We start from the raw sequence: 23613 nt of genomic DNA, 5'->3' as shown, positions 1-23613 counted from the left end.
AACTTTTAATGAATCGGCGTATGGGTTTATAAAATAACTTGGAACGAATAAGTAATAATAGTTATTAATTTAAAAAATTACTGAATTAATTTATTCAGCATGCCTTTAAATATAAAACCATGGAAAGGCAAAACAGAATACCAATATAATTTTCCCCACATCCCGCTTGGTCTGAAAGTAGCGGATTGATACAAAGTGTTGTTGATTATTTTGAACTCAAGCCAAGCCTCACCTGGCAGTTTCATTTCGGCAAAAAGGATTAATTTCCCTTCTTCTTTGTTGGCATACAAAACGCGCCAAAAATCTAAGGCATCGCCAGAATGGATATCGTGGCGGTTTGTTCTTCCTCTTCGAGATCCTACGCCACCATATAATTTATCAATAAAGCCACGTAAATCCCAAAGCCAATCACCGTAATACCAACCTGTATCGCCTCCAATGGACCAAATTCTTTGTATCGTAAAATCGCGATCTATAATTTCCATTTTACGTCGGTCGATAAAGCAATCTTTTTTTGGTACCTTCAAATAATCCGACATATTACTGCTAAAGCGTCCGCTGATAAGCGAATCTTTCCAACTAGAAGCTACCTTGTCTTCGTCTACTTTTATTAGAGCACGGGAAAGTGCTTGTTTGTAGGTCATTGGTGTAACATGTAACAAATCATTAATTCTAGTATCATTGCAAACCACTTCTACTTTCATGCTGCTAACTAAAGCTGAGGCTAATCTATACGAGGTTGAGGTTACAAAATACAACCAGTAGGAAGATAATTTTGGCGTCATTACGGGAACGGTAAAAATCCATCGCTTTAATTTTTTAGCTTCCGCAAAGCCTAAAAGCATTTCTTTATACGTTAAAATATCGGGGCCTCCAATGTCAAAACTCTGATTGTACGTAATTGGATTAAGTAATGCTTTAAATAAAAAATCAAGAACATCTGGAATAGCAATGGGTTGGCATTTAGTATTGAGCCATTTTGGTGTAATCATAATGGGAAGTTTATTTACTAAATCCCGAATGATTTCAAACGATGCACTGCCTGACCCTACAATAATTCCAGCTCTTAGCGTTGTAGTAGCATAAGCACCCGTGTTTAAAATTTCTTCTACTTTTTTCCTCGAAGACAAGTGTTTGGATAGTGATTTATCGTTCACAATCCCGCTCAAATAAATAACTTGTTTGGCTTGAGTTTGATTCAGTCTTTGCACAAAATTCCGAGCTGAAATACTTTCTAATTCATCAAAATTTGTAGCAGATCCTGACATGGAATGAATAAGATAATAAGCCGCATCAATTTGTTCTGGAATCGCAGATAAGGTCTCCTGCTGAAGAAAATCAACTTCAATGACCGTCACTTTGTCTTGCAATTCGATTGGGCAATAGAACCTGTTTTTGTCTCTCACGCAACAAATTACGTCGTGCCCTTCACCTACCAAGAGCGGTAGAAGTCGCTTCCCAATATAACCTGTTGCGCCTGTTAAGAGAATTTTCATGATTTTGTTTTTTATCGGTAAATCGCAATCTTAGGACTATTATAGTCTTAAATGGTTGCTTATTTTACGGCATTTTTTTAAGCTTGATTTAGTCGTTGCTATTAGTGTACCAAAACTTATTTTAACTACAATTAACTGAATTTATTAGAAATTAAACTGATAAATTCTTTTCTAGTTTTGTCTTTTTCAAAAGCTCCTGTAAAAGAAGATGTTGTTGTAACGGAGTTTTGTTTTTGAATACCACGCATTTGCATACACATGTGCTGCGCTTCAATGACAACGGCTACACCTAGCGGATTTAATGCTTCTTGGATACAATCCTTAATTTGGTCTGTTAGCCGTTCCTGTACTTGCATCCTTCTAGCAAAAGCATCCACGATTCTTGGAATCTTGCTCAAACCTACAATTTTCCCATTTGGGATATAAGCTACATGTGCCTTTCCAAAAAAGGGTAGCATGTGGTGTTCGCACATCGAATATACTTCAATATCTTTCACTACAATCATTTGTTTGTGGTCCTCAGTAAACATAGCTGATTGTAGTATTTCTAAAGGGTCTAATCCGTAACCATGTGTCAAATATTGCATCGCTTTTGCTACTCTTTCAGGTGTTTTTTCTAAACCTTCGCGCGTAACATCTTCTCCTAGATTGTCAATTATAGTTTTATAATTATCTGCTAGTGATGCCGTTACTTCCGTGTCGTACTGTTCTATTTTCTCGTAGCTTTTAAGTTCTTTTATCATCGTATTCTTTATTTCAATTTTATATTGGGCTAATTATTTTATTTTCTGAATGCTTCCTGCAGCATTTTTTATTTAAACCATTCGATGATTAACAAAAAGTAAGCGTGCTAACGTACTAGTCTTAATTTCTTATTGGTAAAAAAATTATATTTGATTATATTTTAAAAGTCACTATTCCGTAATCCATCTCGAATACTTGACCTGAAATTGATTTTGCATTTTCCGAAATCAAGAAGTTTGCCATATTTGCTACTTCCTCTGGTTTCAAATACCCCTTCATTGGGTGGCGCTCAATCATGTTTTCTTTCATGCGATCATTTCTCAAGATGTTAGCCGAAAGGGAGGTTTCAGTAATCGTGGGAGCAATGGCATTGATCCGCACTACCGAAGCTAACTCTGCGCCTAACGATTTTACTAATCCTTCCACTCCCGCTTTTGCTGTAGCAATACTAGCATGAAACGGCATGCCTAATTTAGCTGCGACGGTGCTGAATAGAATAATGGATGGATTTGTTCCTTTCTTTAACACGGGTAGGTATTTCTGAATGGATTTTACAGCTCCAATTACATTTATTTCAAAATCATTTCTGAAGTCCTCAATGCTCAGACTTCCTATAGGTTTCAAATTTATGGAACCCGGACAATAGATCAGCGTATCGATAGCCTCTATTTCTGGTAGCGCATCTTGTAAAACATCCACAGAAAAATGTTTTAGATTTGAATGCGTAATTTCGGGCGCATTTCTGCTGATGTTGTAGACTATATTTGTCTCTAATTGCTGCAACAAAATGGCATTGCCAATTCCTTTACTACCACCAATGATTACTATGTTTTTCATATATTGTTCAATTAGTTATTTAAATTTATTCAGGTTTTTTTTTTTTGCTTTACGAAGTTATCTTTTAGAAATCTTATTGTTGTTAATTTGTCGCTGCATCGTGCACTTAAAACGTCCTTCCTTAAAGTCTCTTCGCTTTTCGTGTTTTGTTTTACGACCTTGGACTCTTTCGCGCCACATTCTAAAACTGGAGGGTTTCATCTCGGTGCGCATTAAGGCAATTACTTCTTGTTCTTTTAATCCAAATTGCAATAAAATAGCATCAAACGTGGTTCGATCCTCCCAAGCCATTTCGATAATTCTATCTTTTTCTAAATCAGTAAGGTCTTTGTTAGTAGTCACGGTATTGTATTTTTTTAATGTTGTGATTAATTGCTAAATGCTATCGGTATTATTCGCTGTCGCCAATGTCAGCCATGGTATGAAGTTTTAAAATTCTTGAACTTTCCTCTTTTACTAAAGGATTTTTCTTCATTTGCCATAAAAAATCACTAGCAAATTTTCTTGTTCTTTCTATGTTTACAATTGGTTTTGGGTAATTCACACCCATTTCAAAATCGTTAAATTTCTGATCTAAATAAGTCATTTTATAAGGTTCATGCACAAAAGCACGGGGTAAATTCCGCAATTCTGGAACCCATTTTTTTATAAATTCACCATCAGCATCGTGCTCGTAGCTATTCTTGATTGGATTGTATATTCGTAACATATTGATACCGGTTTCACCAGCCTGCATTTGCAACTGCGGAAAATGTATCCCAGGTTCAAAATCCAAAAACATTTGGGATAAGTGTTGTGTAGCCTCCTGCCATGGCTGCCATAAATTATGGGTGAAAAAGGAAACCAGCATGGCGCGCATCCTAAAGTTTAGATAGCCTGTTTCATTTAAGCAACGCATGCAAGCGTCAATTAATGGGAACCCAGTTTGTCCTGTTTTCCATGCTTCAATATAATTTTCATTGATTTTCTTTTGCAAAGAATGAAATCCTTTATTGACGCTTTCAAACTCCATGATTTCTTCCATTTCAAATTTTTGTATGAAATGTGCTTGCCAAGTAAGGCGGGATACAAACGAATCAATTTGTTTTTTGTCGTTGCAAACCAGTCTAAAAGTAGCAGCCTTTTGCAACACTTGTCTAGAAGATAAATTTCCCCACGCAATGTACGGTGATAATCTGCTGCAACTTTTTCTCGCCAGTAAAGGTTTTGAAATATGAGAGCTGTAATTATGGTAGCGCTCATCAAAAAAGGTCTGTAAATATTTGCCAGCCATAGTAGTGCCTCCTTTTTGGAAAATACTATCTGGAATAGTTTCTAGATTTGTTTTTTCTAATGTTTTTTCAAGTTCTTCAATTGATTCAGAACTTAGGTAATTTTTAGGGTTAGCATCAAAAATATATGGAGGTTGATTCATGTAATCTTCCCATTTAGAAACCCAATTAGTTCTGTTTTTTAATCCTCTAAAAATTCCGTTATTTGTGTTTTCAACCCAGTTGATTTGATTGTTTTTACAAAATCTTTTAAATATTTTGTCTCTTTCATAGGTAATTTTCAACCCTGTTTCCTGATGCGAAAAAACAGTGTCTATTTTATAGACTTCCTCTAAGATATTGAAGACATGAAGCACTTCTGACGATATTGTTAAAATATGTGTATTAGATGGTTTTAGTTGTTTATTAAGATCTACTAAGGATTGCTTGATGAAATTCCAGTGTCGCGAGCTGTAATGTGAATCATTTTCTAGAGACTTTTCGAATACATAAAGTAGCAATGTTGGCTTGCCTGTGCTTATCGCATTAAAAAGTGCCTCGTTATCTTGTAAACGAAGGTCTCTTTTAAACCAAACTACATTAATATTTTTTTTACTAGTACTCATTTTATTTTTCTAAAATAATTGTTGTTGCAACCATAAGTTCTGGAATTTTGATTGTCCATCGTAATTACTGGCTTGTAACTCAATATTGAATTTCCTGTTTCTAGGATCGTTGCCAACTCCAGAAACATACATCCAATTGCCGTAGTTGCTGTGAACATCGTAATCTATAAGCATCGATTCAAAATACGCGGCACCGATACGCCAGTCTAGCAGAAGCTCTTTAGCGAAATAAGAAGCTACATTTTGTCTTCCACGATTGCTCATCCAGCCTGTTTGCTTTAATTCGATCATATTTGCATTTACAAAGGGAGCTGCAGTAGTTCCATTTATCCAATTCTCAATGTCTGCCGTATTTTTTTTCCATTCGTAACTTTTGTTTAGAATTCCTCCAATTTTAAAAATAGAATTCCCATTTTTTAATGAAATATATTTAAAGTAGTCCCTCCATATCAATTCGAAAATTAACCAGTAAGTCGAGTCATTTTTTCCTATTTGTTGTTCATAGTTAACAATCTCCCAATAGATTGTTTTTGCAGAGATACAGCCATTTGCCAGCCAAGGTGAAAATTTCGAACTAAAATCTGCCCCAATTAATCCGTTGCGGGTCAGCTTGTAGACACTGATTTTTTTTGTCTCCCAAAAATAATACTGCAATCTTTTTGTTACTTCGTCTTCACCTCCTCGAAATGGAAAAGCGGATCTGCTATCTAAATTAAAATCACTAAAACCTAATGTTTCCATCGAAGGGATTTCAGTTTCATTGGCTTTCCAATTTTCCTTTGGCATTGGCTTCACAACAAATTCCGTTTTGACTTTTGCCCATTTTTCGCATTGATTTCTGAATTGTGTAAAAACATTTGGAATCAATTGTATCTCAAAGGGAACATCTTCAGGATGAAATAAAAATTGATTATAAGTGCCCTTAAACGCTACAAAATTTGAAATTTCCACTTTTATTTTTGCTAAAATGTCCGCTTCCTCACTCGTCCATTCTTCTTGGAAATAAATAGAAGTAATCTCGTTTTTAATACAAAGCTCTGGAACTGTATCTTCTGGCTTTTGGTAATAAACTAAAAGCGGTATGTTCAGTTTTTTTAAATTTGTCCTTAATTCGGTCACTGATTCAATTAAAAATTTAGCTCGGAATTTTTCTGTTTTTTTAATACCGTAATTGGCCTCCATAAAATGTCTTGGATCAAAACAATACACCGCAATGACAACTTTATTTTCGGCAATGGCAGTAGTTAAAGACTCATTATCAGTAACTCTTAAATCATTTCTAAACCAGACTAAACCTTTTTGTTTTTTTTGCATTTTTCGCTACAATATTTGACTTCGTCCCATACTTTTTCCCATTTTTTCCGCCAGTTAAAAGGCCGGTTGCACACCAAGCATATTTTGGAAGGCAGATTTTCCTTTTTCACTAGTTGTATTTTTTATATTCATTGACGACAATTTTTGCTTTTAAATCAAACATCAAATTGTATAAGCCAAAAAAGGTTCGATTCATGTAAATAAAGTGCTTAGATCCTCTATTTCCATTCATTTTTCTTAGATTCGTGTCTTTCGAAAATCGTTCTCCCAATTGCGCAATACTTTCAAAAAAAGTTTCATCTGAGAAATCGAATGTTTTTGCTTGAAAAGGCTTCGTAAATAAGGACAATAAATCATGGAACAATTCGGTGAAATAGGTTACCTCTTCTTTAGAATCATCCACTCGCAAAATTTCTAAGTCAAATAATTTAGCATTAAATATTTTAGGGTCGTTAATTACTTTTTTATCAATCAACTCAAAATAAGGGGTGTAAAAGTCCGTTGGAATCTGCTTCATACAGCCAAAATCCAATGCCACTAATTCGTCTCTATCGTTTACCAAGAAATTTCCAGGATGGGGGTCAGCATGTACTTTTCTCAGAATATGAATTTGGTACATATAGAAATCCCATAAGGCCTGACCCACTTTGTCAGCTACTTTTTGGTCCGTATTTTTCTTAGTAAACTCAGAAAGGTGAAGTCCAGTCATCCAGTCCATCGTAATGATTTTGTCTGATGAAAACTTGGGATAATACTCTGGAAAGACTAAATTTTCAATTTTTTTACAAGCGGCGACTACTTCTTGGCTTTGTTTTAATTCCAAGAGATAATTCGTTTCCTCAATCAATTTATCTTCTACTTCCTTGAAATATTTATCGGAATCCTTGCCTTGAAGGTTAAACATTCTGATAGCAATAGGCTTGACCATCGCTAAATCAGATGAAATACTGTTGGCGACACCAGGATATTGAATTTTTACCGCTAACTTTTTACCGTCTTTAAAGGCAACGTGCACTTGTCCAATACTGGCTGCGTTCAGAGAGGTGGAGTTGAATTCATCAAATATTTCAAATGGTGTTTTGCCAAAATTTGTCTTAAACGTTTTTAATACTAAAGGAGCTGATAACGGCGGAACAGAAAATTGGGAAAGCGAAAATTTTTCGACATAAGCTTGCGGCAGAAAACTTTTGTCCATGCTTAGCATTTGTGCCACTTTCAGAGCGCTTCCTTTTAGACTTTTCAGTCCATCGTAAATATCCTCTGCATTATCTTCATTTAATTTATCACGAGTCAAATCTGAATTGACCATTTTTTCGCCGTAATATTTTAAATAGTTAACTCCAACTTTTGCACCTGTTTGCACTAGTTTTGTTGCTCTTTCAATTTTTGAAGTGGGAATGTAGTCTATGGTTTTCATTATTTGTTGTATATTTTTTCTTTGAAAATAAATTTTCCAAAGTCGATTAAACTGTCCAAAGGCGCAACGTTCATTAGTTCGAAAGTTGCTTTCACCGACTTTTCGATATAAATATCTGTTTTCTCGAAAGCAGGAGAAGAATCATCGAGCCAGAACTTTAATGCTAATAAAAGCTGTATCCAAGAAGTTTCTTGAAATGCTTTTTCTTGGAAATTTTGAAGTTTTTCTTGTTGTGTTCTAAAGTCATCAGAAATAATTTCAGCCAGATAGTTTTTGAAACTGTTTCTAAGTCCAGAAAGTTGCATCAGTTTTTTCAATTGATTGTTGTTTTCTTTCAAGGTCATCACAACATAACTTCTGTTGGCAGTTAGTATTTCGAAGAAAGTGAAGTAAAAACTCAGTAATTTACTTTTCATGTCATACGTCTCGTAATCTTTGTTTTTACTAAGCAACTCAACTGTTTTTTCTAGGAACATTTTAAAAATTTCTTTCTCAATACTTTCAATAGTACCAAAAAAGGCATAAAATTCTGTTTCCGAAAAATCATTTATTTTTGTAAAATGATATACTGATTTTGGTTTCTCATTATACTCAAGTACATAATTCATGTACATTGAAACTATTTTGTCCTTAGTTATTATTGTTTTTTTAGTAGCCATTTTTTCTGTATTTCTAATTAGAGTATAAAGGTAGTGAATGTTTAACGATATTTTAATAAAGTTAAACAAAATTTAATATAATTTTATATCATTATAAATCATTAGCTTTACACTATTATGAAAAAAAATGTTTTAATCAGCGGCGGTTCGGGATTTATCGGTAGACATTTAACGACGTTGTTACTTACTAAAGGATATTCAGTTTCTATCTTGAGTAGAACCGAAAAGAAAAATAAGGGAGATATTTTCTACTATAAGTGGGATGTTGCGAACAGCACAATTGAGGAGGATGCAGTTTTAAAAGCCGATTATATCATTCATCTGGCTGGTGAAAATATTGCAGAGAAAAGATGGAGCGCTAAACGAAAAGCGGCCATCATTGATAGTAGGGAAAAATCATCTCAACTATTATATTCAGTTCTAAAAAAGCATTACAAAAAGCTTGACGCATTTGTTTCTGCCTCAGCGGTTGGGATTTATGGAGCAGTAAACGGGAAAGAAATCTGCACAGAAGAGACCGTTCCAGCTAATGATTTTTTAGGATACACCTGCCAAAAATGGGAAGAGTCGATAGATTTTATTGAAAATTTAAATATACGCACCGTTAAAATCCGAACGGGATTAGTCTTAGGAAAAAATGATGGTTTCTTGAAGAAACTTATTCCGCTCTTCAAATACAGATTGGGTTCAGCATTGGGATCTGGTTCCCAATATATGCCATGGATTCATGTTGACGATTTGTGTACTATGTATTTAGAAGCGATTAAAAATACTGAAATGGTTGGCCCTTACAACGCCGCAATAAACGACAATACTACAAATACCATATTTTCTAAAACATTGGCTTATATTTTTGGCTATTCCATTTGGTTACCCAACGTCCCTGCATTTGTTTTGAAGTTTGTGATGGGAGAAATGGCCGTAATTGTATTGACAGGAAGGAGAATTTCCTCTGATAAAATAGAACAAGCTGGTTTTAAATTTAAGTTTAAAAATTTAGACGAGGCATTGCGGGACTGTATAGCAAAGTAGAATTATTTTAGCAAACAAATAATTTGAGTGTTTACGTTTTTGGATATTTTGCTACGCACGATAAAGGGAATTGCGATTCTGAAGTCATCCGTGTTTAAGGGGAATTCGCATTGGAGTTCAATACCATTGTCCAGCCTTTTTAGCGTTCCTGTGATTGTTATTTTTTTAGTACGGCCACGTATGGTTATTTTGCCATTGATTTGATAGGGACGAGATTCCGAGGTTAGATTGTTTAAATCAAATTTTTCAATAGTACCTTTAAAGACGGCTTTTGGATACCGGTTGCTTTCCATATAATTTTTATTGAAATGCTCTTCCATCAAATTTCTTTTGAATTTAAAATCTTTGACGTTACTCCAACATGCGATGTCGCCTGTTTTAGTAATCAAAATACAGGTAGTTTTTTCGTTAATTGCTTTCACCTCCTCAAATAAAGGTACTGAAGCCTCAAAATTTGTGATGCCTACGTATGAAACCAATTTTTCTTGTGCGTTAATTGCAAGTGCAATAAAGAGTAGCGCTATTGAGGTAATTTTTTTCATAACATTTTATGAATTAAATTATACCGAGTCTTTTTTCAATACATGCGCCCTAGCGCATGCGGGAGATACTATTTTTTACTACATCGGCTTGATACTATACAATTTTAGACATAATCTTATTATTAATAGGATTACTTAAAGTTATGAAAAAAATAGAATATATAAAAGTTTTTAATCCTTGAAAATTAGGAGCATCAGTTTATTTTTCACTAATTTTTTGATCAGAAAGTGCGGTAATTTATATTTTAAAAAAGAGTTTAATTGTTGTTTTTAAGTAGCAAATAATGAGGGAATCCTACGTGTATCATGCATTTGGAGTTCCGTCGCCTGATTTTGTTCAAGCGGTTACTGGCAGGAACGAGCGGAGCGTGTTATTCTAGAACTGTAGTAACGCTACAGAAATTAGCATCAAAAGACAGTATTGACACGAGTAAACACAAAAAGGGTCGCATATTGAAAAGTTGTAACTACTTGATGACCTTAAAAACACTTCAATGTACACTCTTACTAATGTTGTCTAACCTATTATATAATTAGAATTCCAACTGTATGTTGTAATTTTTTAAATTTTCTAGTGCTTCTTTAGACGTATAATCGAACTCTTCCTCGTGAAGGTCTTTTTCTTTTTTTAGGGACATCTGTTTAATGCAGTTATAAAAACGGCGTACATCAGTGCTGTTGGAGAGGATTAGACCGGGAACTGATACGCTCTTACCCGTGCTGTCTTTTGCAACCATTGTAAAATAAGAGGAGTTACAATGTTTGATTTTTCCAGTTTGAATGTTTTCGGCCTCAACGCGGATGCCTATAATCATCGAGCTTTTACCCACATAGTTTACGCTGGCTTTCATCTTTACGAGTTCGCCCACTTCAATTGGTTTTAGGAAATTGACAGTATCTACCGAGGCGGTAACGCAGTAATTTCCTGAGAATTTTGAAGCACAGGCAAATGCAATTTGATCCATTAAAGATAAAATATATCCTCCATGAATCTTACCGCTAAAGTTGGTGTAATTGGGCAACATCAATTCTGAAATGCTAATGTCTGAGGAGGCCACAGTTTTAAAGGTCCGATTCATTTATTTTATTTTAAAAGGGGAATTTACTTTTTTCACGTCTGTAATAAAATAGCGCGTATCGCCCCACCACGGAAATGTTCGGTACCGTTCTACATATGTTACCTGAACATATTGGCCTTCCATTTCTTGTAAATCTAAGATTACTTTTTCTTCGCTATCGAGTACTGAAAAAGAAAATATCTGAGCACCGGAAATTCCTTGGCTAATTTCTCCTTCCCATGTTTTGAAAGCAACTCCTTTGTTGCTTACCTTGATTAATTCGCCTGAACGAACGCCTTCACTGTAGGTAGCGTTGTATAAAAAAGTAAAATAACCTACAATAAATAGTAGTAGTATCGCAGTGGTGATCATTAAAAATTTTCTCATTTTTTATTTAATTTAATAATTGATTTTCGTCTTTATGAGCTAGGTTTAATATGTTTTCGGGAAGTGCTTTCTTTGCTTTTGCTCCCATTTTTTTTATTTTTTCGACACTTACAATTAAGTTTCCTTTTCCTTCCACAAGTTTGTTCATGGCGCTGCTGTATTCTGTTTTGCTCTCGTCTATTTTTTTGCCAATTTTGATCAAGTCTGTTACAAAACCTTCAAATTTATCATACAATGCTCCCGCTTGACGCGCTATTTCTAGAGCATTTTCTTGCTGTTTTTGATTCGCCCACATGCTATCAATAGTTCGTAAGGTAGCTAATAAAGTGGCGGGAGTTACAATAACAATATTTTTTTCGAATGCTTTGCTGTACAAACTCGGATCTTCATTTAGGGCCATGGCAAATGCGGGTTCAATGGGGATGAATAACAGTACAAAATCAGGACTTTCTATTTGGTACAAATCATGATAATTTTTAGTACCCAGCTGCTCTACATGGCGCTTAATGGAATGGACGTGCTCTTTTAGATAGCGAATTTTCAGAATATCATCTTCTTCATTGATGTATTTTTCATAAGCGGTCAGCGAAACTTTTGAGTCCACAATCATTTTTTTGCCATCAGGCAAGTTGATTACCACGTCGGGAAAAACGCGATTTCCGTCTTGGGTGGTGAAGGCTTGTTGTACTTCATATTCGCGTCCTTTTTCCAATCCTGATTTTTCTAAAACGCGTTCTAAAACCAATTCGCCCCAGTTTCCCTGCATCTTGCTGTCGCCTTTGAGCGCTTTGGTCAAGTTGGTGGTTTCCTTACTCATTTGGATATTCATTTCTCGTAATCCAAGAATTTGTTGGCGTAAGGCTGCATGATAATCAATACTTTCTTTGTGGGTGTCTTCGACCTTTTTTTCAAATAATTGAATTTTATCTTGCAACGGAGTCAAGATATTTTTCATATTTTCTTTATTCTGCTCAGTAAATTTATTCGATTTTTCCTCCAATATTTTGTTGGCTAAATTCTCAAATTCCAGGGTGAATTTTTCTTGTAGTTTTTCGACTTCTTCTTTTTGTTCTTTGTTGCGCTCCCAGAGATTTTCGAAATCTACTTCTTTTTTAGTAAGCTGAATTGCTAAGCTGTCTTTTTCAGTTCGTATAAGTTCTTTAGCAACAATTTGGGCTTCCATTTGTTTTTCGAAACGGATTTTATCAATCACTAATTGCTCTTTCTGCTGGTTGAATTGAGAATTTAAAGCAATTAATTTCTCTTCCAAGCTACTTTTTTCCAGTTGGAATCGGGTAACAAATAGGAGTTTTCCAATATACACTCCAATACCAAGAGCCACGATGAAAATGAGTAATAAGGGAAGTGTATTTAACATAAAATTTCTTTTTGCAACAGTGTAAAAATAAACAAAAGTTTTCTAGTTTCTTTTGAGAAATCAAAATAGTAGTGTAAGTTTTTGAAGGATTGATATTTTGAAAAAATAAGTTTCTGTCGGCTAGTTTTATAAATAATAGTGCCTTTTTGATAGCAATCCTGTCGTGGGTTTTATTTCAGTAAGGTATTGACTTGAATTGTCTTAAAAAAAAAGCCAGATTTCTTTTTTGAAATCTGGCTTTTGGAATGTTTAAAAAGGTTTTTTATTTTTTAACTATTTTCCCTTTAAATACAATCTTGTTTCCATTAGAAAGGGTGTACATGTAAATCCCTACAGGTAACTTAGTACTATTTATTCTTGTAGTGTTTTCGCCAATTGATCCTTTTAATTGAGTTGGAGCTCCCATTGATCTTCCAAGAATATCATAAATGTTTAGACTTAAGTCTTGACTGTTTTCTGAATTAATAACAATATTGAATGACTCTGAAGCGGGATTTGGATAGACCATTACAGACAATCCTTTTGTTGTAATCAAGTCATTGATAGCTAAAGTTGTATCCACTTTTAATGCAAAACGGGCGATAACCGGACCATGATCAGAAGTAGTATTTACATAATTTGCTATGTCCAAACGAGGATCGTAAACTAAAGTTGAATTGGGTACATAATCATTCGTTAATTCGTTTGATATGATAATATGATCCAAGAAACCTCCAGAGGACAGGTAAGTAAAAGCTCCTGCTTTGCTTATTTCTAAAGTTAAAGGATTGTAGCGTACATTGTCTTCCACCATTTTCTGGTAGGATGAAGGGTTTCCTGCAATAACGGACTCATCAACATCATCGTTATAATCTCCTAAAATTATCAAATTGGCATCTGGGTAATTAACGTCTAAACTGTCTTTCAATAGCTCAGCATCATATTTTCTCATGTTGTACCTTGCTATGTCACTACCGCTATTGGCTCTAGCATGGATGTCAATAATTTTTATATCTTTTTTTACGCCGCCTATATTTGTTTCAATTTCGACCATATAAGGCAAACGGCCTGACGAGAAGAAGCTTGCGCTGACACCTCCAGGATAATTGGGTAAAGTTTTGCTTCCTGCACGAATTTCATCAAAAAGTTTGCTGAACATCACTCGTGTCTTTTTTACTGTTGCTGTTTGAGTGTTATAAAGTACGACTAATTTTTGAGCAGGGAAATTCGCCTCTGGGGCATTAAAGGAGTAGGACCAAGCTGGAGAAATTGTTTTGTCAAAAGTTTTTCCGTTAATGCTTATTTTTTGGATTAAAAGATCCAATGCGGCATCGTCTGAAACCTCTTGAACGGCATAAACGTCAGCATTTAAAGTATTCATGACTTTCGCTGCATTTTCAATTTGCAACGCATCGTCTGTTGGACCAAACTCAGTTCCTGTTGAACCAATTACATTGCTTCCAAAGAATTCTAAGTTGTATGTTACGATATCAAAGGTTTCTGTTTTAGGTAATGAAGATCCATTAAAAAACCCTATCTCTTGGTTAAGTCCTGTTCCTGTAACAGTTAAAGGACCTGAAATACTCAATGCTTTGGAAGAAGGGAAAAAACGAGCATAAATTGTTTTACCCGCGACCGCATCAGCACTTGAAATCACCACACTTGATAGGAAAGTATTGTTGTCTACTGATAACTGGTAATCTACAGGAGCGGTGATTGTGATGTCGCCATAACCGCCGGCCATAAAGCGAAAAGATTGGCTAGGGGAGGCGGTATTGGGATTTACTTCTCCAAAATTTAAAGTAGGATTTGAGGCTATAAATGTTGTTTCGTTAGTAATTTTTACATCATCAACGGTCCATTCAGCAGTATCCGTACCACCAGAATTTGTAGTTTCGTAAACCCAAGCTATAAAAGTATGATTGGATTTGTAGGCATCTAAGTTGATGTATTGCGACTGTTTAAAAGTTCCTGTCGTGGTAGGAAAATCTCCTTCTAGAGGCGTCCAAGTTGCGGTTTCTGGGTTGCTTTTACCATCATAATCTAAAGAAATCATTAGTTTAAGCGGTGTGCCAGAGAAAAATTTGCGAGAATAGAAAGATAACAAAGGGAATTTGTCAAATGTATCCAAACGTAAATTAGGGGAAATTAACCAATCTTTACTGGCTCCTGTTTCTGAATATCCATTTATTTGTACCGCAGCAGGCGAACTGTTAAAACGTGTGGTGGTGCTCACCCACTTAATCTTGTCGCCAGTTACGCTATATTCCGTCCAGCCACTGTTTGTTAGGACATTTGCATCATTAAAATCTTGGATGTACGGATTAATTCCTGTTCCTGATACTGTGACTTCTTTGGAAGACGCACCGTTTGATTCATGAGTGATTTGTCCTGAAAAAAGGCCGGTGGAAGTGGGTGTAAATTTGACATAAACCAAAGGTGTGGTTGTAGTATTGAAATCTTCTGCAGCAAAAACTATTGTCGATTGAAAACCAGTAGTCTCATTTTTAGAAATTGTAAAGTTTTGGGATGCGTTAACTGTTACTGCTCCACTGAGATTAAGCGCCTGAAGTTGGTAACTTAATGCAAGTGAGCTGAAGTTTTGCTCTACAAAACTAAAATCTAAGGCAGTTTTAGTAGTTGACAAGGAAGGAACGACCACGCTAGAAGTGGTAACGTCCAGTTTGTTGCTTTCAGATTGAATGTTGCCGATGGCATCTTCAGATATGGAATAGACAACATAATCCGTTCCTAGAGTTAATCCAGTACTGTTTTTTGAATAGACAACTGTAGCATCTAAAATTACAAGTACCGCTGCTTTTAATGCCGGTGAATCTGAGGCGTTTGTTCCTGCTTTTATCTGAGCAGCGCTTGGAGCAGTACTTCCTGATGGCAAGATCACGAAATACGTTTTTCCAGTCTCATTTAATTTGGATGAAAAATCAAATCCATCAGATAAGATGTTGGTTATTTTTGGGAATCCGTCTGCATTTACAGGCGGAGCTACATCATTAAATACACTTATGTTATCAATGGCAAACGAGGGACGAGAACCGCCTCCAGATACTTGTCTTGAAATCCAACGAATTTGAATGACCTCTTTATTATCACAATCCGATGGTAAAACTACTTTTATTTTTTGACTATTAACTTCTGCTGTTCCGGATGTTTGTGCTGTTGTTCCGCTCGCATAGACCGTTGGTAATAAAGTAATAAACGCATCGGCTGTACCAACTCGATATTGCAGTACTAATTCGTTTATACGAGAATTCGATGTGCCATTATAAGGATTCCGAATTACCATGGCATCATATTCTACTGCAATTCCGGATTTACCAAGAGTTTTGAATGCAAACCCAATCGTTAAATCTAAGGAACCAGTGTTTAAAAATCCAATTTTTCCATTGTAATTATGGAAATTTCCACTACTGGTAGCAGCTGTGCTACTGGCGACTAAAGCACGATCAGCTAGTAATGCAGCGGCAGTGTTAAAGGAGCTTCCTGTAGCTGTGCTGGCTGTCCATCCTTGAAATCCAGCAGGATAAGTAGTCGCGGCTGCATCTAAAGTAGAGAAATTTTGTGAAAATGGTAAGTCTTGTGGTGTAGGTGCCGTTCCTTGTGCAAAAACGGTTGTTGATAAGCAATAAAAAAAACTTAAAAAAGCCATTAAATGGCGTAAATGGTAATTGTGTTTCATAGGTTTACAATTGAATTAAGCAGCAAAAATAATATTTCTAACGTTAAGAGAATATTATAAATTAAGCAATTTTAGATTGTAATTAAAAACTTTTTTTTTGCTTTTTAAAGCAATTTTTTTGCTGGATTGTCTATTAACAGCGACAAAAAAAGCCAATAAGGAAAGTTCCTTATTGGCTTTTAAAAGTCGAAAAAATAGTTATTCGTCCAGTTTAATATTTCCTCGGTCTTCTTTATTATCTGGATGTGAAGCGGGGTATCTGTGGGCAGTAATGTCCGAGTTGAGGTCTTCATTCTCGACCGTCCTCATCGCTTCTTTTTCTGTGGAAACGCCCCGACTTAAACTTTCATTTTCGTTCCATGTTCTTTCATCGGTTGCGGGAGTAGCAGCAATAGACCCATCAACATTGCGCGCTCTTTGAACAACTTTTTCATTACCATTAGCATCAATTTCTATTTCTTCTTTCAGGTTTGGCGCGGTTGTATTGTTTTCGTTAAGCGTCCTTTCGCTACCAGTTTGGTCGTTTATCTGCTGCTTATTATTCGTCTTTTTTGAACCTAAATCATTATTTTCCATGATCTTTCTTTTTAGTTATTAGTCTTATTGTTTATAATAGTACGTCATTAATATGAGATGTTTGAACTATTTAACATTGCTTTTGGTTTATCGCAATAAATGTAGCCAGTCACTTTTAAATCCAACAAAAACAAAACTATCTTTGCATGCACTAATAAATCAACACAATGCCTCATTCTCATTTTATCATTCATAAACCGTACGGGTATTTGAGTCAGTTTATTTATGAATTAAAAAGAAAAAAGAAACTGCTAGGAGAATTATATGATTTTCCAACAGGAACAATGGCTATCGGGCGCCTTGATGAGGATTCCGAAGGATTATTGTTGCTGACAACGGATGGCATGATGAGTGAAATCATTCGCAGTAAAAGAGTCGATAAAGAATATTATGTCCAAGTAGATGGAATCATTAATCAAGAAGCCATCGAGCGATTGCAAAAAGGGGTTGAAATCGGTTTTAATGGAACTAAATACGTTACTAAACCCTGTAAAGCTTCCTTGATACAGGAGCTTCCTGCTTTTGGAGCGAGAGGAAAAAAAATTCGGGATGAACGTCACGGTCCTACCTCTTGGGCTTCAATAACGGTCAATGAAGGAAAATTTCGTCAAGTACGAAAAATGACTGCTGCTGTTGGTTTCCCAACTTTGAGATTGGTTCGTGTCCGAATAGGAACGGTTCATCTTCATGATTTACAGGCTGGAGAAGTTTTAAAAGTGGAAGATTTTCAAATAACCAAATAACCAATTAATCTATACTACATGTTAAATATCGTTTTAGTGGAGCCCGAAATAGCAAACAATACGGGGAATATAGGGCGCTTGTGCGTAGGCACGCACAGTCGTTTGCATTTGATTCATCCTTTTGGGTTTGTTATTAATGATAAAAACCTAAAACGTTCCGGTCTCGATTATTGGGTTCATCTTGATGTGACAGAATATCAGGATGTTGCATCATGGAAAGCAAGTATTCCTGACTTATCTCGGGTTTTTCTTATGAGTTCTCATGCTAAAAAATCATATTTCGAGATTGATTTTCAGGACGGAGATTGGTTGGTTTTTGGCAAAGAAAGTAAAGGATTAAGTGAAGCTGTTTTGAACCAATTTGAAAATCATTTGACAATTCCTATGTCACCGCTAATTAGAAGTTTTAATATCGCTAATTCGGTCGCTTTTGTTATTGGAGAAGCAAACCGCCAAATTAGTTTAAAGGTTTAAACAATCGTAAACTTTCCTTTTTCATTGTCAAAAACAATATGCTCGTCTTTAAATAGCGTATTAAAACTGCCTTTTGAAATGAAATTACATGGTTCATCTTGAAGTACAGCTTCAGGAGTCATAATGATCATTTCGTCACTCAATTGTATGGCCATATCGATGTCATGAGTAGAAAAAAGGATGCATTTTTCTGTTTCATCAGTGAGTTTTTTGAGCAATCTAAAAAGAGCAACTTTGTGGAGTAAATCCAAATGTGTTGTTGGTTCATCCAAAATGATTAAAGGAGTGTCCTGTGCCAAGGCTCTTGCTATCAGTACTTTTTGTAACTGTCCATCACTAATTTCGTAATGCTTTTTTGCGGCTAAATGACTAATTTGTGTCAGTTCCATTGCCTCATTTATTTTGATGCTATCTGCGCCAGTTAATTTTCCAATCCAGTTGGTATAAGGTTGTCTACCTAAAGCGATTAACTCAAAAACAGTCAAATTGCTTGGCGGTAATTTTTCCGTGAGCACCACACTTAAATTTTGAGCTAATGTTAGCGCATCTAATTCATGAATGTTGGTGCCATTGAGCAAGACGGTTCCTAAAATGGTTTTTTGAATACCAGTAATGGTCCGTAAAAGGGTTGATTTACCAATTCCGTTTGCTCCAATTAATGCGATTAATTTTCCTTTCCTCAAGGTCAGATCAATACCTGAAGCAACAAGATTTTTTTCCTTGTTATGAGAATATCCAATGCTAATTTGAGCAGCTTGTAATATGATTTTATTTTCCATTAGGACATCATTTTGCGTTTTCTAATTAATAGCCAAATCACGATAGGTGCGCCAAAAATAGAAGTGACGGCGTTGATAGGTAAAGTAATATCGCTACCTGGCATTTGAGAAATACTATCGCAAATCAGCATGGTAATTGCCCCGAAAAGGAGCGTACTCCAAAATAAAACGTTGTGGTTGCTAGTTTGAAAAACCAGTTTTGCGATATGCGGCACTGCTAATCCTATAAAGGCTATTGGCCCGGCAAAAGCAGTTATGCTTCCCGCCAAAATACTTGTTGCGAAAATAATAATTACTCTTGATTTTTTATAATTCAAACCCAAACTTTTGGCATAATTTTCACCTAGCAGTAAGGAGTTTAGCGGTTTAATGCTAAAAATACTGAGAAGTAACCCTATCGCTGCGCAGATGGATAAAAGCGAAATGGAAGTCCAAGATAAATTTCCTAGATTTCCCAAAGACCAAAAAGTAAATTTTTGTAATTGTTCAGCAGTACTAAAATAGGTCAAAGTTCCAACTATCGCACTCGTTAAACTCCCAAACATCAGTCCTACAATTAAGATGGCCATTGTATCACGTAACCGATGCGAAACTGCTAATACTGCCAATAAAACGGTGAAACTTCCCAGGCTAGATGCCAATACAACTCCATACGGTGATACTATAAGTGTAGCTATAAATGGAGGTAAAAGACTTGCGCCTAAAATAACAGTAGCGACACCTAAACTAGCTCCAGAACTTAGTCCTAAAACATAAGGTCCTGCTAAGGGATTTCTAAATAAAGTTTGCATCAGTAAACCACTTATCGATAGCCCCATTCCTACAAGAACTGCCGTAATCGCTTTGGGTAAACGATAATTAATGATGATGTATTGCCAGGTTTCCTTACTGGAATGGCCACCTGTCAAACTACTAAAAACTTCTTTTAGCGGAATGGAAACAGATCCTAAACTGATGTTGATAACGAACAAGAGAACCACTCCAAGGGTTAGGAGTATAAAAAGAACGGTGTTTCGGTTGGTTTTAGTCACTTTATTCTAATTTCTGAAAGAAAAAAAGTTTGTGATTGGGCAGCAGTTCCGGATGAAAAATTTTAATCAAATCTTTTAATACCCAGTCGGGGCGAGTAGGCGACCACTCAAAATATAAAATCCCTCCTTTTGCACCTTTATTAATGCTGTACGAATATACTTTTTTATTTTTAAATGAAGCAAACTCATTGTAATGCGGATTACTTTCACTCATTTGTTTTAACGAAGAAAAATCACCTGGAGCAACCCAGAATTCAGCATTTTGTGCTTTTTCTAAAATGGTTTCAAAGGGTAGTGTCAAACTCCCTGTTCCTTTGCTGTCATTCCATAAATAATTCGATTGTGCATCTCTCAAAAATAGAGCCGCCCAACTTTCTCCTTGTGGGACATACCATTGATCTTGAAACATGGCGCCACTAAGAACGGTCGGTCTTGAGGTCGCTTTTTTGGCTATAGCCAAAGTAGTGCTATATTCATTTTCGATTTCTGAAAAAAGAGTGTTTGCTTTAGAATCTAATCCATACAACGCACCAAAAAACTTTATCCATTCTGCTTTTCCCAGCGGAGATTGTTCTGTCCAGTCGCCATTTAGCATCACTTTCAGTCCACTTTTCTGTAAGTTATCCAGCGTCGGGTTGCTGTTGTTTAAACCAAAACTCACAATCAGATCTGGAGCCATGTCAATAAGAACCTCGGTATTTAAAGTTTCATTTGTTCCAACTTCTCGTACTTTGCCGGAATCAATCCTTTTTCTAGTTTTTTCAGAAGAAATATAATCAGTATTTGGAAAACCAATTAATGTAGTTTCGACACCTAACATTTCAAGCGCTGGAATGTGTGTAGTTGAGGTTACAACTATTGATTTTATCGGAATTTGAATCGTGTTGAATTTTTTTAAACTGTCCGGAACAATCCCATTTTTTTCTTGTAAAACATAGGTAAAATTTTCTTTGGCATTAGGCCAAGGATTGGTTATTATAACGATAGAATACCCTTTGTATTTGTAAATTTCCAATCCTTTGGCAAATTGGATTTCATTTTTTTGAGAGGCTAGTGTCGCATTAGAATTCGAATTGTTTTGTTGGCATCCATAAAAGGAGAGCAGAATTAAAAAGAGCGTTATTTTAAAAAAAAAGGATTTCATAAAAGGATTGTCAAGAATTGCAAAGGTATATTTAATCTGTTTTAAAAATCATATTTTATCTTTTATTCCAATCATAAAGTTATATTTGCATCCGTATTGAGGTTGTTGTTTTGTTTTTTCAAAACGACATTAAAAGGGAATTAGGTAAAAATTTTGAGTTTTGAATAGCGACGGTTTAGATTGTAACACATCTGAGGTCGCGGCTTTAAAATCTAAAATAATAAATCCTAAGCTGTACCCGCAACTGTAAGCTATTTAGCTTGTTGTTATCTACAAAACCACTGTTCGCCAAGGGGAATGGGAAGGTAAACAACAAGACGCAAGCCAGGAGACCTGCCTATTACATCGAGTATCAAACTTTCGGGAAAAAAGGTTTGGGTATGGGTAATTCTATGCTTTTCTCCCATTTTTTAGTCATGTAGCAGTTTTAAAAATTTAACTGTTGCTAAATGTTTAATCTAAATGAACAAAAAAATCGTTCGTATTAGTGCGTTATGCGTATTAATGACAACCTGCGCTTTCGCGCAACAAAACCAAGGGATATCTTCCCAAGATGAATTGAAAGAAGTAGTGGTTTCCGACTCTAAATTTGCTTTGGCAAAGGAGAAATCTGGAAAAGTAATTACTAAAATTACCGCTCAGGATTTAAAAAACAAAGCGGGACAAAGCCTTGCGAACATTCTAAGTTCCGTAGCTGGTTTAGAAATTAATGGGAACCAAAGTGCTGCTGGTAAAAATTTAGGATACTACATTCGTGGTGGGAAAAACAATCAAGTATTGATTCTTATTGATGGAATTCCTGTAAATGATGCATCAGGAATTAGTTTTGAGTATGATTTGCGTTTACTTCCTGTTGATCAAGTGGAAAGTATCGAAATTATGAAAGGTGCAGCAAGTACGCTATATGGATCTGGTGCTGCGACGGGTGTTATCAGTATCACATTAAAAAAATCAGGAAAGAAGGCCATGGAAGGAAATGCGTATGTAAATGCAGGAACAAATAATACAGCAGCTACTGATAAAACAAGTGCGCAAAGTTACAATCAAGGTTTTTCAGTTAATGGTAAGGCAAAAAAAGTGAATTATTTTGCGTCTTTAAACAGTACTGAAATCAGTGGGATGTCACAGATTGCTCCAGTTAATCCAACAGATGATTACGAAGAAGATCGCTTTTCCAGAATTAATTACTTGGCGAAACTAGGGTACCAAGTCTCAGATAAATTAACACTTGATTTTTTTGGTAATTATGATAAAGTAAGTGCTGATTACGATGCTACTTTTGATAATACGGGTAAAAATGATACTGATTTGAATACGACAGAATCAGAGCAATTTCGCTTTGGATTTGTACCAAAATACAAATATGCTAAGGGAGAATTTGTCCTGAATTCTAGCTTTAATAAAATCGTGCGTACGTACAATGACTTTGATTTCTATTCAAACAAACCAGGATTCTCCCAGTATGAATCTCGAAGTGTCAACCTAGACGGTTTTAATAAATATGAAGTTTCGGAGCGTTTTTTTATAGTGGCAGGTGCGCAATATCAATTTCATGATATGAATAGTGAGACTCCTTTTGGGGGGATTTTAAAAGAAGCTACTCAATTCAACATGATAGATCCATATATTACAGGCGTTTTTAGCTCGGATTTTGGATTGAATTTGAATGCTGGAGCACGGTTGAATATTCACAGTGAGTACGGGAACCAATTGGTTTATAATGTGAATCCATCGTATGACTTTCAGGCGGTTCCTTTGAAAGTTTTAGCCTCTTACAGCACGGCTTTTGTGACTCCAAGTTTGTACCAATTGTATTCTGAATATGGAAATTCAGCGCTGACACCAGAGAAAAATAGCACTATCGAAGCCGGTTTTGAAACGGAACTGCTGGCAAAAAAAATAAAGCTGAATGCTGTCGTTTTCTACCGCGAACAAACCAATTTCATTGGATTTTATTTCAATCCAGTTACTTTTGATTCAAACTACATTAATATTGATGGGTTAAATAAAGCAAAAGGAGTAGAAACCGAAGTATCTTTTGCCTTGAGCGATAAAATCAATTGGAATTCTAATTATACCTTTACGCAAGTAGATCGTGCCTTAGACCGATTGATTCCTAAACATAAAGTGAATTCAGCTTTGGATTTTCAAATTAATAATCGCTTGTTTTTGGGAGTAGATTACCAATATGTAGACAGCAGAAATGATGCTTTTTTTGACGGAAATACTTTTGCTACAACGAAGATTGTTTTGGGTTCCTATCAATTGGTAAATACTTCGGTTCGCTATGAGTTGGTAAAAAGTAGATTATCCATTTTTGGAGCGATCAGTAATATTTTGAATGCTGATTTTGTTGAAAATGTTGGATATAATACTTTGGGAAGAAATTTTAAAATAGGAATGAATATCTTATTATAAAATTTTAAATAGAAGTTTTGTGTTAATTGGAA

General features: G+C 35.5%; 22 protein-coding genes and 1 riboswitch. Of the genes, 4 read left to right on the top strand and 18 right to left on the bottom strand.

All coding sequences use genetic code 11. From position 1 onward, the window contains the following. Positions 1 to 77: 77 nt before the first annotated feature. The 9 genes from BUA03_RS05830 to BUA03_RS05790 form a co-directional block, all read right to left on the bottom strand. Positions 78 to 1496: an SDR family oxidoreductase gene (locus BUA03_RS05830; protein WP_066077798.1), complete on the bottom strand. Its 1419-nt coding sequence runs from the start codon at positions 1494 to 1496 to the stop codon at positions 78 to 80. Positions 1497 to 1627: 131 nt separating this feature from the next. Then, on the bottom strand, positions 1628 to 2239 hold the full coding sequence (folE, locus tag BUA03_RS05825) for a GTP cyclohydrolase I FolE (RefSeq protein ID WP_066077800.1): 612 nt from the start codon (positions 2237 to 2239) through the stop codon (positions 1628 to 1630). A gap of 154 nt (positions 2240 to 2393) precedes the next feature. After that, a complete protein-coding gene (locus BUA03_RS05820) occupies positions 2394 to 3077 on the bottom strand; it encodes an SDR family NAD(P)-dependent oxidoreductase (protein ID WP_066077801.1) in 684 nt (227 codons plus the stop codon). A gap of 57 nt (positions 3078 to 3134) precedes the next feature. Next, entirely contained in the window at positions 3135 to 3419 is a 285-nt protein-coding gene (locus BUA03_RS05815; protein WP_072675721.1) for a TIGR03643 family protein, read from the bottom strand. Between the two features lie 49 nt (positions 3420 to 3468). Next, a complete protein-coding gene (locus BUA03_RS05810) occupies positions 3469 to 4953 on the bottom strand; it encodes a cryptochrome/deoxyribodipyrimidine photo-lyase family protein (protein ID WP_066077803.1) in 1485 nt (494 codons plus the stop codon). Between the two features lie 9 nt (positions 4954 to 4962). After that, complete coding sequence (locus BUA03_RS05805; protein ID WP_066077805.1) at positions 4963 to 6267, bottom strand: DASH family cryptochrome; 1305 nt, start codon at positions 6265 to 6267, stop codon at positions 4963 to 4965. After that, positions 6243 to 6377: a DUF2256 domain-containing protein gene (locus tag BUA03_RS05800; RefSeq protein WP_072675720.1), complete on the bottom strand. Its 135-nt coding sequence runs from the start codon at positions 6375 to 6377 to the stop codon at positions 6243 to 6245. The genes BUA03_RS05805 and BUA03_RS05800 overlap by 25 nt, the downstream gene beginning before the upstream one ends. Further along, entirely contained in the window at positions 6377 to 7684 is a 1308-nt protein-coding gene (locus BUA03_RS05795; RefSeq protein WP_066077807.1) for an ABC1 kinase family protein, read from the bottom strand. The genes BUA03_RS05800 and BUA03_RS05795 overlap by 1 nt, the downstream gene beginning before the upstream one ends. Next, complete coding sequence (locus BUA03_RS05790) at positions 7684 to 8343, bottom strand: TetR family transcriptional regulator C-terminal domain-containing protein (protein WP_066077809.1); 660 nt, start codon at positions 8341 to 8343, stop codon at positions 7684 to 7686. The genes BUA03_RS05795 and BUA03_RS05790 overlap by 1 nt, the downstream gene beginning before the upstream one ends. A 117-nt stretch (positions 8344 to 8460) precedes the next feature. Between BUA03_RS05790 and BUA03_RS05785 the strand changes: the two genes are divergently transcribed. After that, entirely contained in the window at positions 8461 to 9375 is a 915-nt protein-coding gene (locus tag BUA03_RS05785) for a TIGR01777 family oxidoreductase (RefSeq protein ID WP_066077811.1), read from the top strand. A 2-nt stretch (positions 9376 to 9377) separates the two neighbouring features. On the opposite strand, the gene BUA03_RS05780 is transcribed toward BUA03_RS05785, so the two are convergent. From BUA03_RS05780 to BUA03_RS05755, 6 genes are all read right to left on the bottom strand, one after another. Next, a complete protein-coding gene (locus BUA03_RS05780; protein WP_066077814.1) occupies positions 9378 to 9917 on the bottom strand; it encodes a YceI family protein in 540 nt (179 codons plus the stop codon). Between the two features lie 533 nt (positions 9918 to 10450). Then, positions 10451 to 10996, bottom strand: a complete 546-nt coding sequence (locus tag BUA03_RS05775; protein WP_066077816.1) for an acyl-CoA thioesterase — start codon at positions 10994 to 10996, stop codon at positions 10451 to 10453. Further along, the gene (locus BUA03_RS05770; protein ID WP_066077820.1) at positions 10997 to 11362 is read right to left on the bottom strand and encodes a 6-phosphogluconate dehydrogenase; all 366 of its coding nucleotides are present in this window, start codon (positions 11360 to 11362) and stop codon (positions 10997 to 10999) included. A 7-nt stretch (positions 11363 to 11369) separates the two neighbouring features. Beyond that, complete coding sequence (gene rmuC, locus BUA03_RS05765; protein WP_066077823.1) at positions 11370 to 12740, bottom strand: DNA recombination protein RmuC; 1371 nt, start codon at positions 12738 to 12740, stop codon at positions 11370 to 11372. Positions 12741 to 13002: 262 nt separating this feature from the next. Further along, the gene (locus BUA03_RS05760; RefSeq protein ID WP_066077824.1) at positions 13003 to 16416 is read right to left on the bottom strand and encodes a T9SS-dependent choice-of-anchor J family protein; all 3414 of its coding nucleotides are present in this window, start codon (positions 16414 to 16416) and stop codon (positions 13003 to 13005) included. A gap of 198 nt (positions 16417 to 16614) precedes the next feature. After that, a complete protein-coding gene (locus BUA03_RS05755) occupies positions 16615 to 16992 on the bottom strand; it encodes a hypothetical protein (RefSeq protein WP_066077826.1) in 378 nt (125 codons plus the stop codon). A gap of 167 nt (positions 16993 to 17159) precedes the next feature. Between BUA03_RS05755 and BUA03_RS05750 the strand changes: the two genes are divergently transcribed. Together BUA03_RS05750 and BUA03_RS05745 are read left to right on the top strand one after the other, a co-directional pair. Beyond that, positions 17160 to 17735, top strand: coding sequence for a pseudouridine synthase (locus BUA03_RS05750; protein WP_066077828.1), 576 nt, complete (start codon positions 17160 to 17162; stop codon positions 17733 to 17735). 18 nt (positions 17736 to 17753) lie between these two features. After that, positions 17754 to 18209, top strand: a complete 456-nt coding sequence (locus tag BUA03_RS05745) for a tRNA (cytidine(34)-2'-O)-methyltransferase (protein ID WP_066077829.1) — start codon at positions 17754 to 17756, stop codon at positions 18207 to 18209. On the opposite strand, the gene BUA03_RS05740 is transcribed toward BUA03_RS05745, so the two are convergent. From BUA03_RS05740 to BUA03_RS05730, 3 genes are read right to left on the bottom strand one after another with little or no spacing between them, the layout of a single operon-like run. Continuing rightward, complete coding sequence (locus BUA03_RS05740) at positions 18206 to 18988, bottom strand: ABC transporter ATP-binding protein (RefSeq protein WP_066077830.1); 783 nt, start codon at positions 18986 to 18988, stop codon at positions 18206 to 18208. The genes BUA03_RS05745 and BUA03_RS05740 overlap by 4 nt on opposite strands. After that, positions 18988 to 20019: a FecCD family ABC transporter permease gene (locus BUA03_RS05735; RefSeq protein WP_066077832.1), complete on the bottom strand. Its 1032-nt coding sequence runs from the start codon at positions 20017 to 20019 to the stop codon at positions 18988 to 18990. Before BUA03_RS05735 ends, BUA03_RS05740 begins: the two co-directional genes overlap by 1 nt. Before the next feature lies 1 nt (position 20020). Continuing rightward, positions 20021 to 21163, bottom strand: a complete 1143-nt coding sequence (locus BUA03_RS05730) for an ABC transporter substrate-binding protein (RefSeq protein ID WP_066077834.1) — start codon at positions 21161 to 21163, stop codon at positions 20021 to 20023. Positions 21164 to 21245: 82 nt separating this feature from the next. Then, positions 21246 to 21519, top strand: a riboswitch (cobalamin riboswitch). A 106-nt stretch (positions 21520 to 21625) separates the two neighbouring features. Between BUA03_RS05730 and BUA03_RS05725 the strand changes: the two genes are divergently transcribed. After that, on the top strand, positions 21626 to 23581 hold the full coding sequence (locus BUA03_RS05725; protein ID WP_066077835.1) for a TonB-dependent receptor plug domain-containing protein: 1956 nt from the start codon (positions 21626 to 21628) through the stop codon (positions 23579 to 23581). Positions 23582 to 23613 lie beyond the last annotated feature (32 nt).

The organism is Flavobacterium fryxellicola (assembly GCF_900143245.1).
Taxonomy (GTDB): domain Bacteria; phylum Bacteroidota; class Bacteroidia; order Flavobacteriales; family Flavobacteriaceae; genus Flavobacterium; species Flavobacterium fryxellicola.
The sequence above is the reverse complement of the archived record's forward strand: the minus strand, read 5'-3'. Positions and strand labels throughout refer to the sequence as shown.

Bases quoted from the DNA above. Each gene is read 5' to 3' on its own strand.
- BUA03_RS05830 (WP_066077798.1), bottom strand. From the start codon at position 1,496: ATGAAAATTCTCTTAACAGGCGCAACAGGTTATATTGGGAAGCGACTT.
- folE (WP_066077800.1), bottom strand. From the start codon at position 2,239: ATGATAAAAGAACTTAAAAGCTACGAGAAAATAGAACAGTACGACACG.
- BUA03_RS05820 (WP_066077801.1), bottom strand. From the start codon at position 3,077: ATGAAAAACATAGTAATCATTGGTGGTAGTAAAGGAATTGGCAATGCC.
- BUA03_RS05810 (WP_066077803.1), bottom strand. From the start codon at position 4,953: ATGAGTACTAGTAAAAAAAATATTAATGTAGTTTGGTTTAAAAGAGAC.
- BUA03_RS05805 (WP_066077805.1), bottom strand. From the start codon at position 6,267: ATGCAAAAAAAACAAAAAGGTTTAGTCTGGTTTAGAAATGATTTAAGA.
- BUA03_RS05795 (WP_066077807.1), bottom strand. From the start codon at position 7,684: ATGAAAACCATAGACTACATTCCCACTTCAAAAATTGAAAGAGCAACA.
- BUA03_RS05790 (WP_066077809.1), bottom strand. From the start codon at position 8,343: ATGGCTACTAAAAAAACAATAATAACTAAGGACAAAATAGTTTCAATG.
- BUA03_RS05785 (WP_066077811.1), top strand. From the start codon at position 8,461: ATGAAAAAAAATGTTTTAATCAGCGGCGGTTCGGGATTTATCGGTAGA.
- BUA03_RS05780 (WP_066077814.1), bottom strand. From the start codon at position 9,917: ATGAAAAAAATTACCTCAATAGCGCTACTCTTTATTGCACTTGCAATT.
- BUA03_RS05775 (WP_066077816.1), bottom strand. From the start codon at position 10,996: ATGAATCGGACCTTTAAAACTGTGGCCTCCTCAGACATTAGCATTTCA.
- BUA03_RS05770 (WP_066077820.1), bottom strand. From the start codon at position 11,362: ATGAGAAAATTTTTAATGATCACCACTGCGATACTACTACTATTTATT.
- rmuC (WP_066077823.1), bottom strand. From the start codon at position 12,740: ATGTTAAATACACTTCCCTTATTACTCATTTTCATCGTGGCTCTTGGT.
- BUA03_RS05760 (WP_066077824.1), bottom strand. From the start codon at position 16,416: ATGAAACACAATTACCATTTACGCCATTTAATGGCTTTTTTAAGTTTT.
- BUA03_RS05755 (WP_066077826.1), bottom strand. From the start codon at position 16,992: ATGGAAAATAATGATTTAGGTTCAAAAAAGACGAATAATAAGCAGCAG.
- BUA03_RS05750 (WP_066077828.1), top strand. From the start codon at position 17,160: ATGCCTCATTCTCATTTTATCATTCATAAACCGTACGGGTATTTGAGT.
- BUA03_RS05745 (WP_066077829.1), top strand. From the start codon at position 17,754: ATGTTAAATATCGTTTTAGTGGAGCCCGAAATAGCAAACAATACGGGG.
- BUA03_RS05740 (WP_066077830.1), bottom strand. From the start codon at position 18,988: ATGGAAAATAAAATCATATTACAAGCTGCTCAAATTAGCATTGGATAT.
- BUA03_RS05730 (WP_066077834.1), bottom strand. From the start codon at position 21,163: ATGAAATCCTTTTTTTTTAAAATAACGCTCTTTTTAATTCTGCTCTCC.
- BUA03_RS05725 (WP_066077835.1), top strand. From the start codon at position 21,626: ATGAACAAAAAAATCGTTCGTATTAGTGCGTTATGCGTATTAATGACA.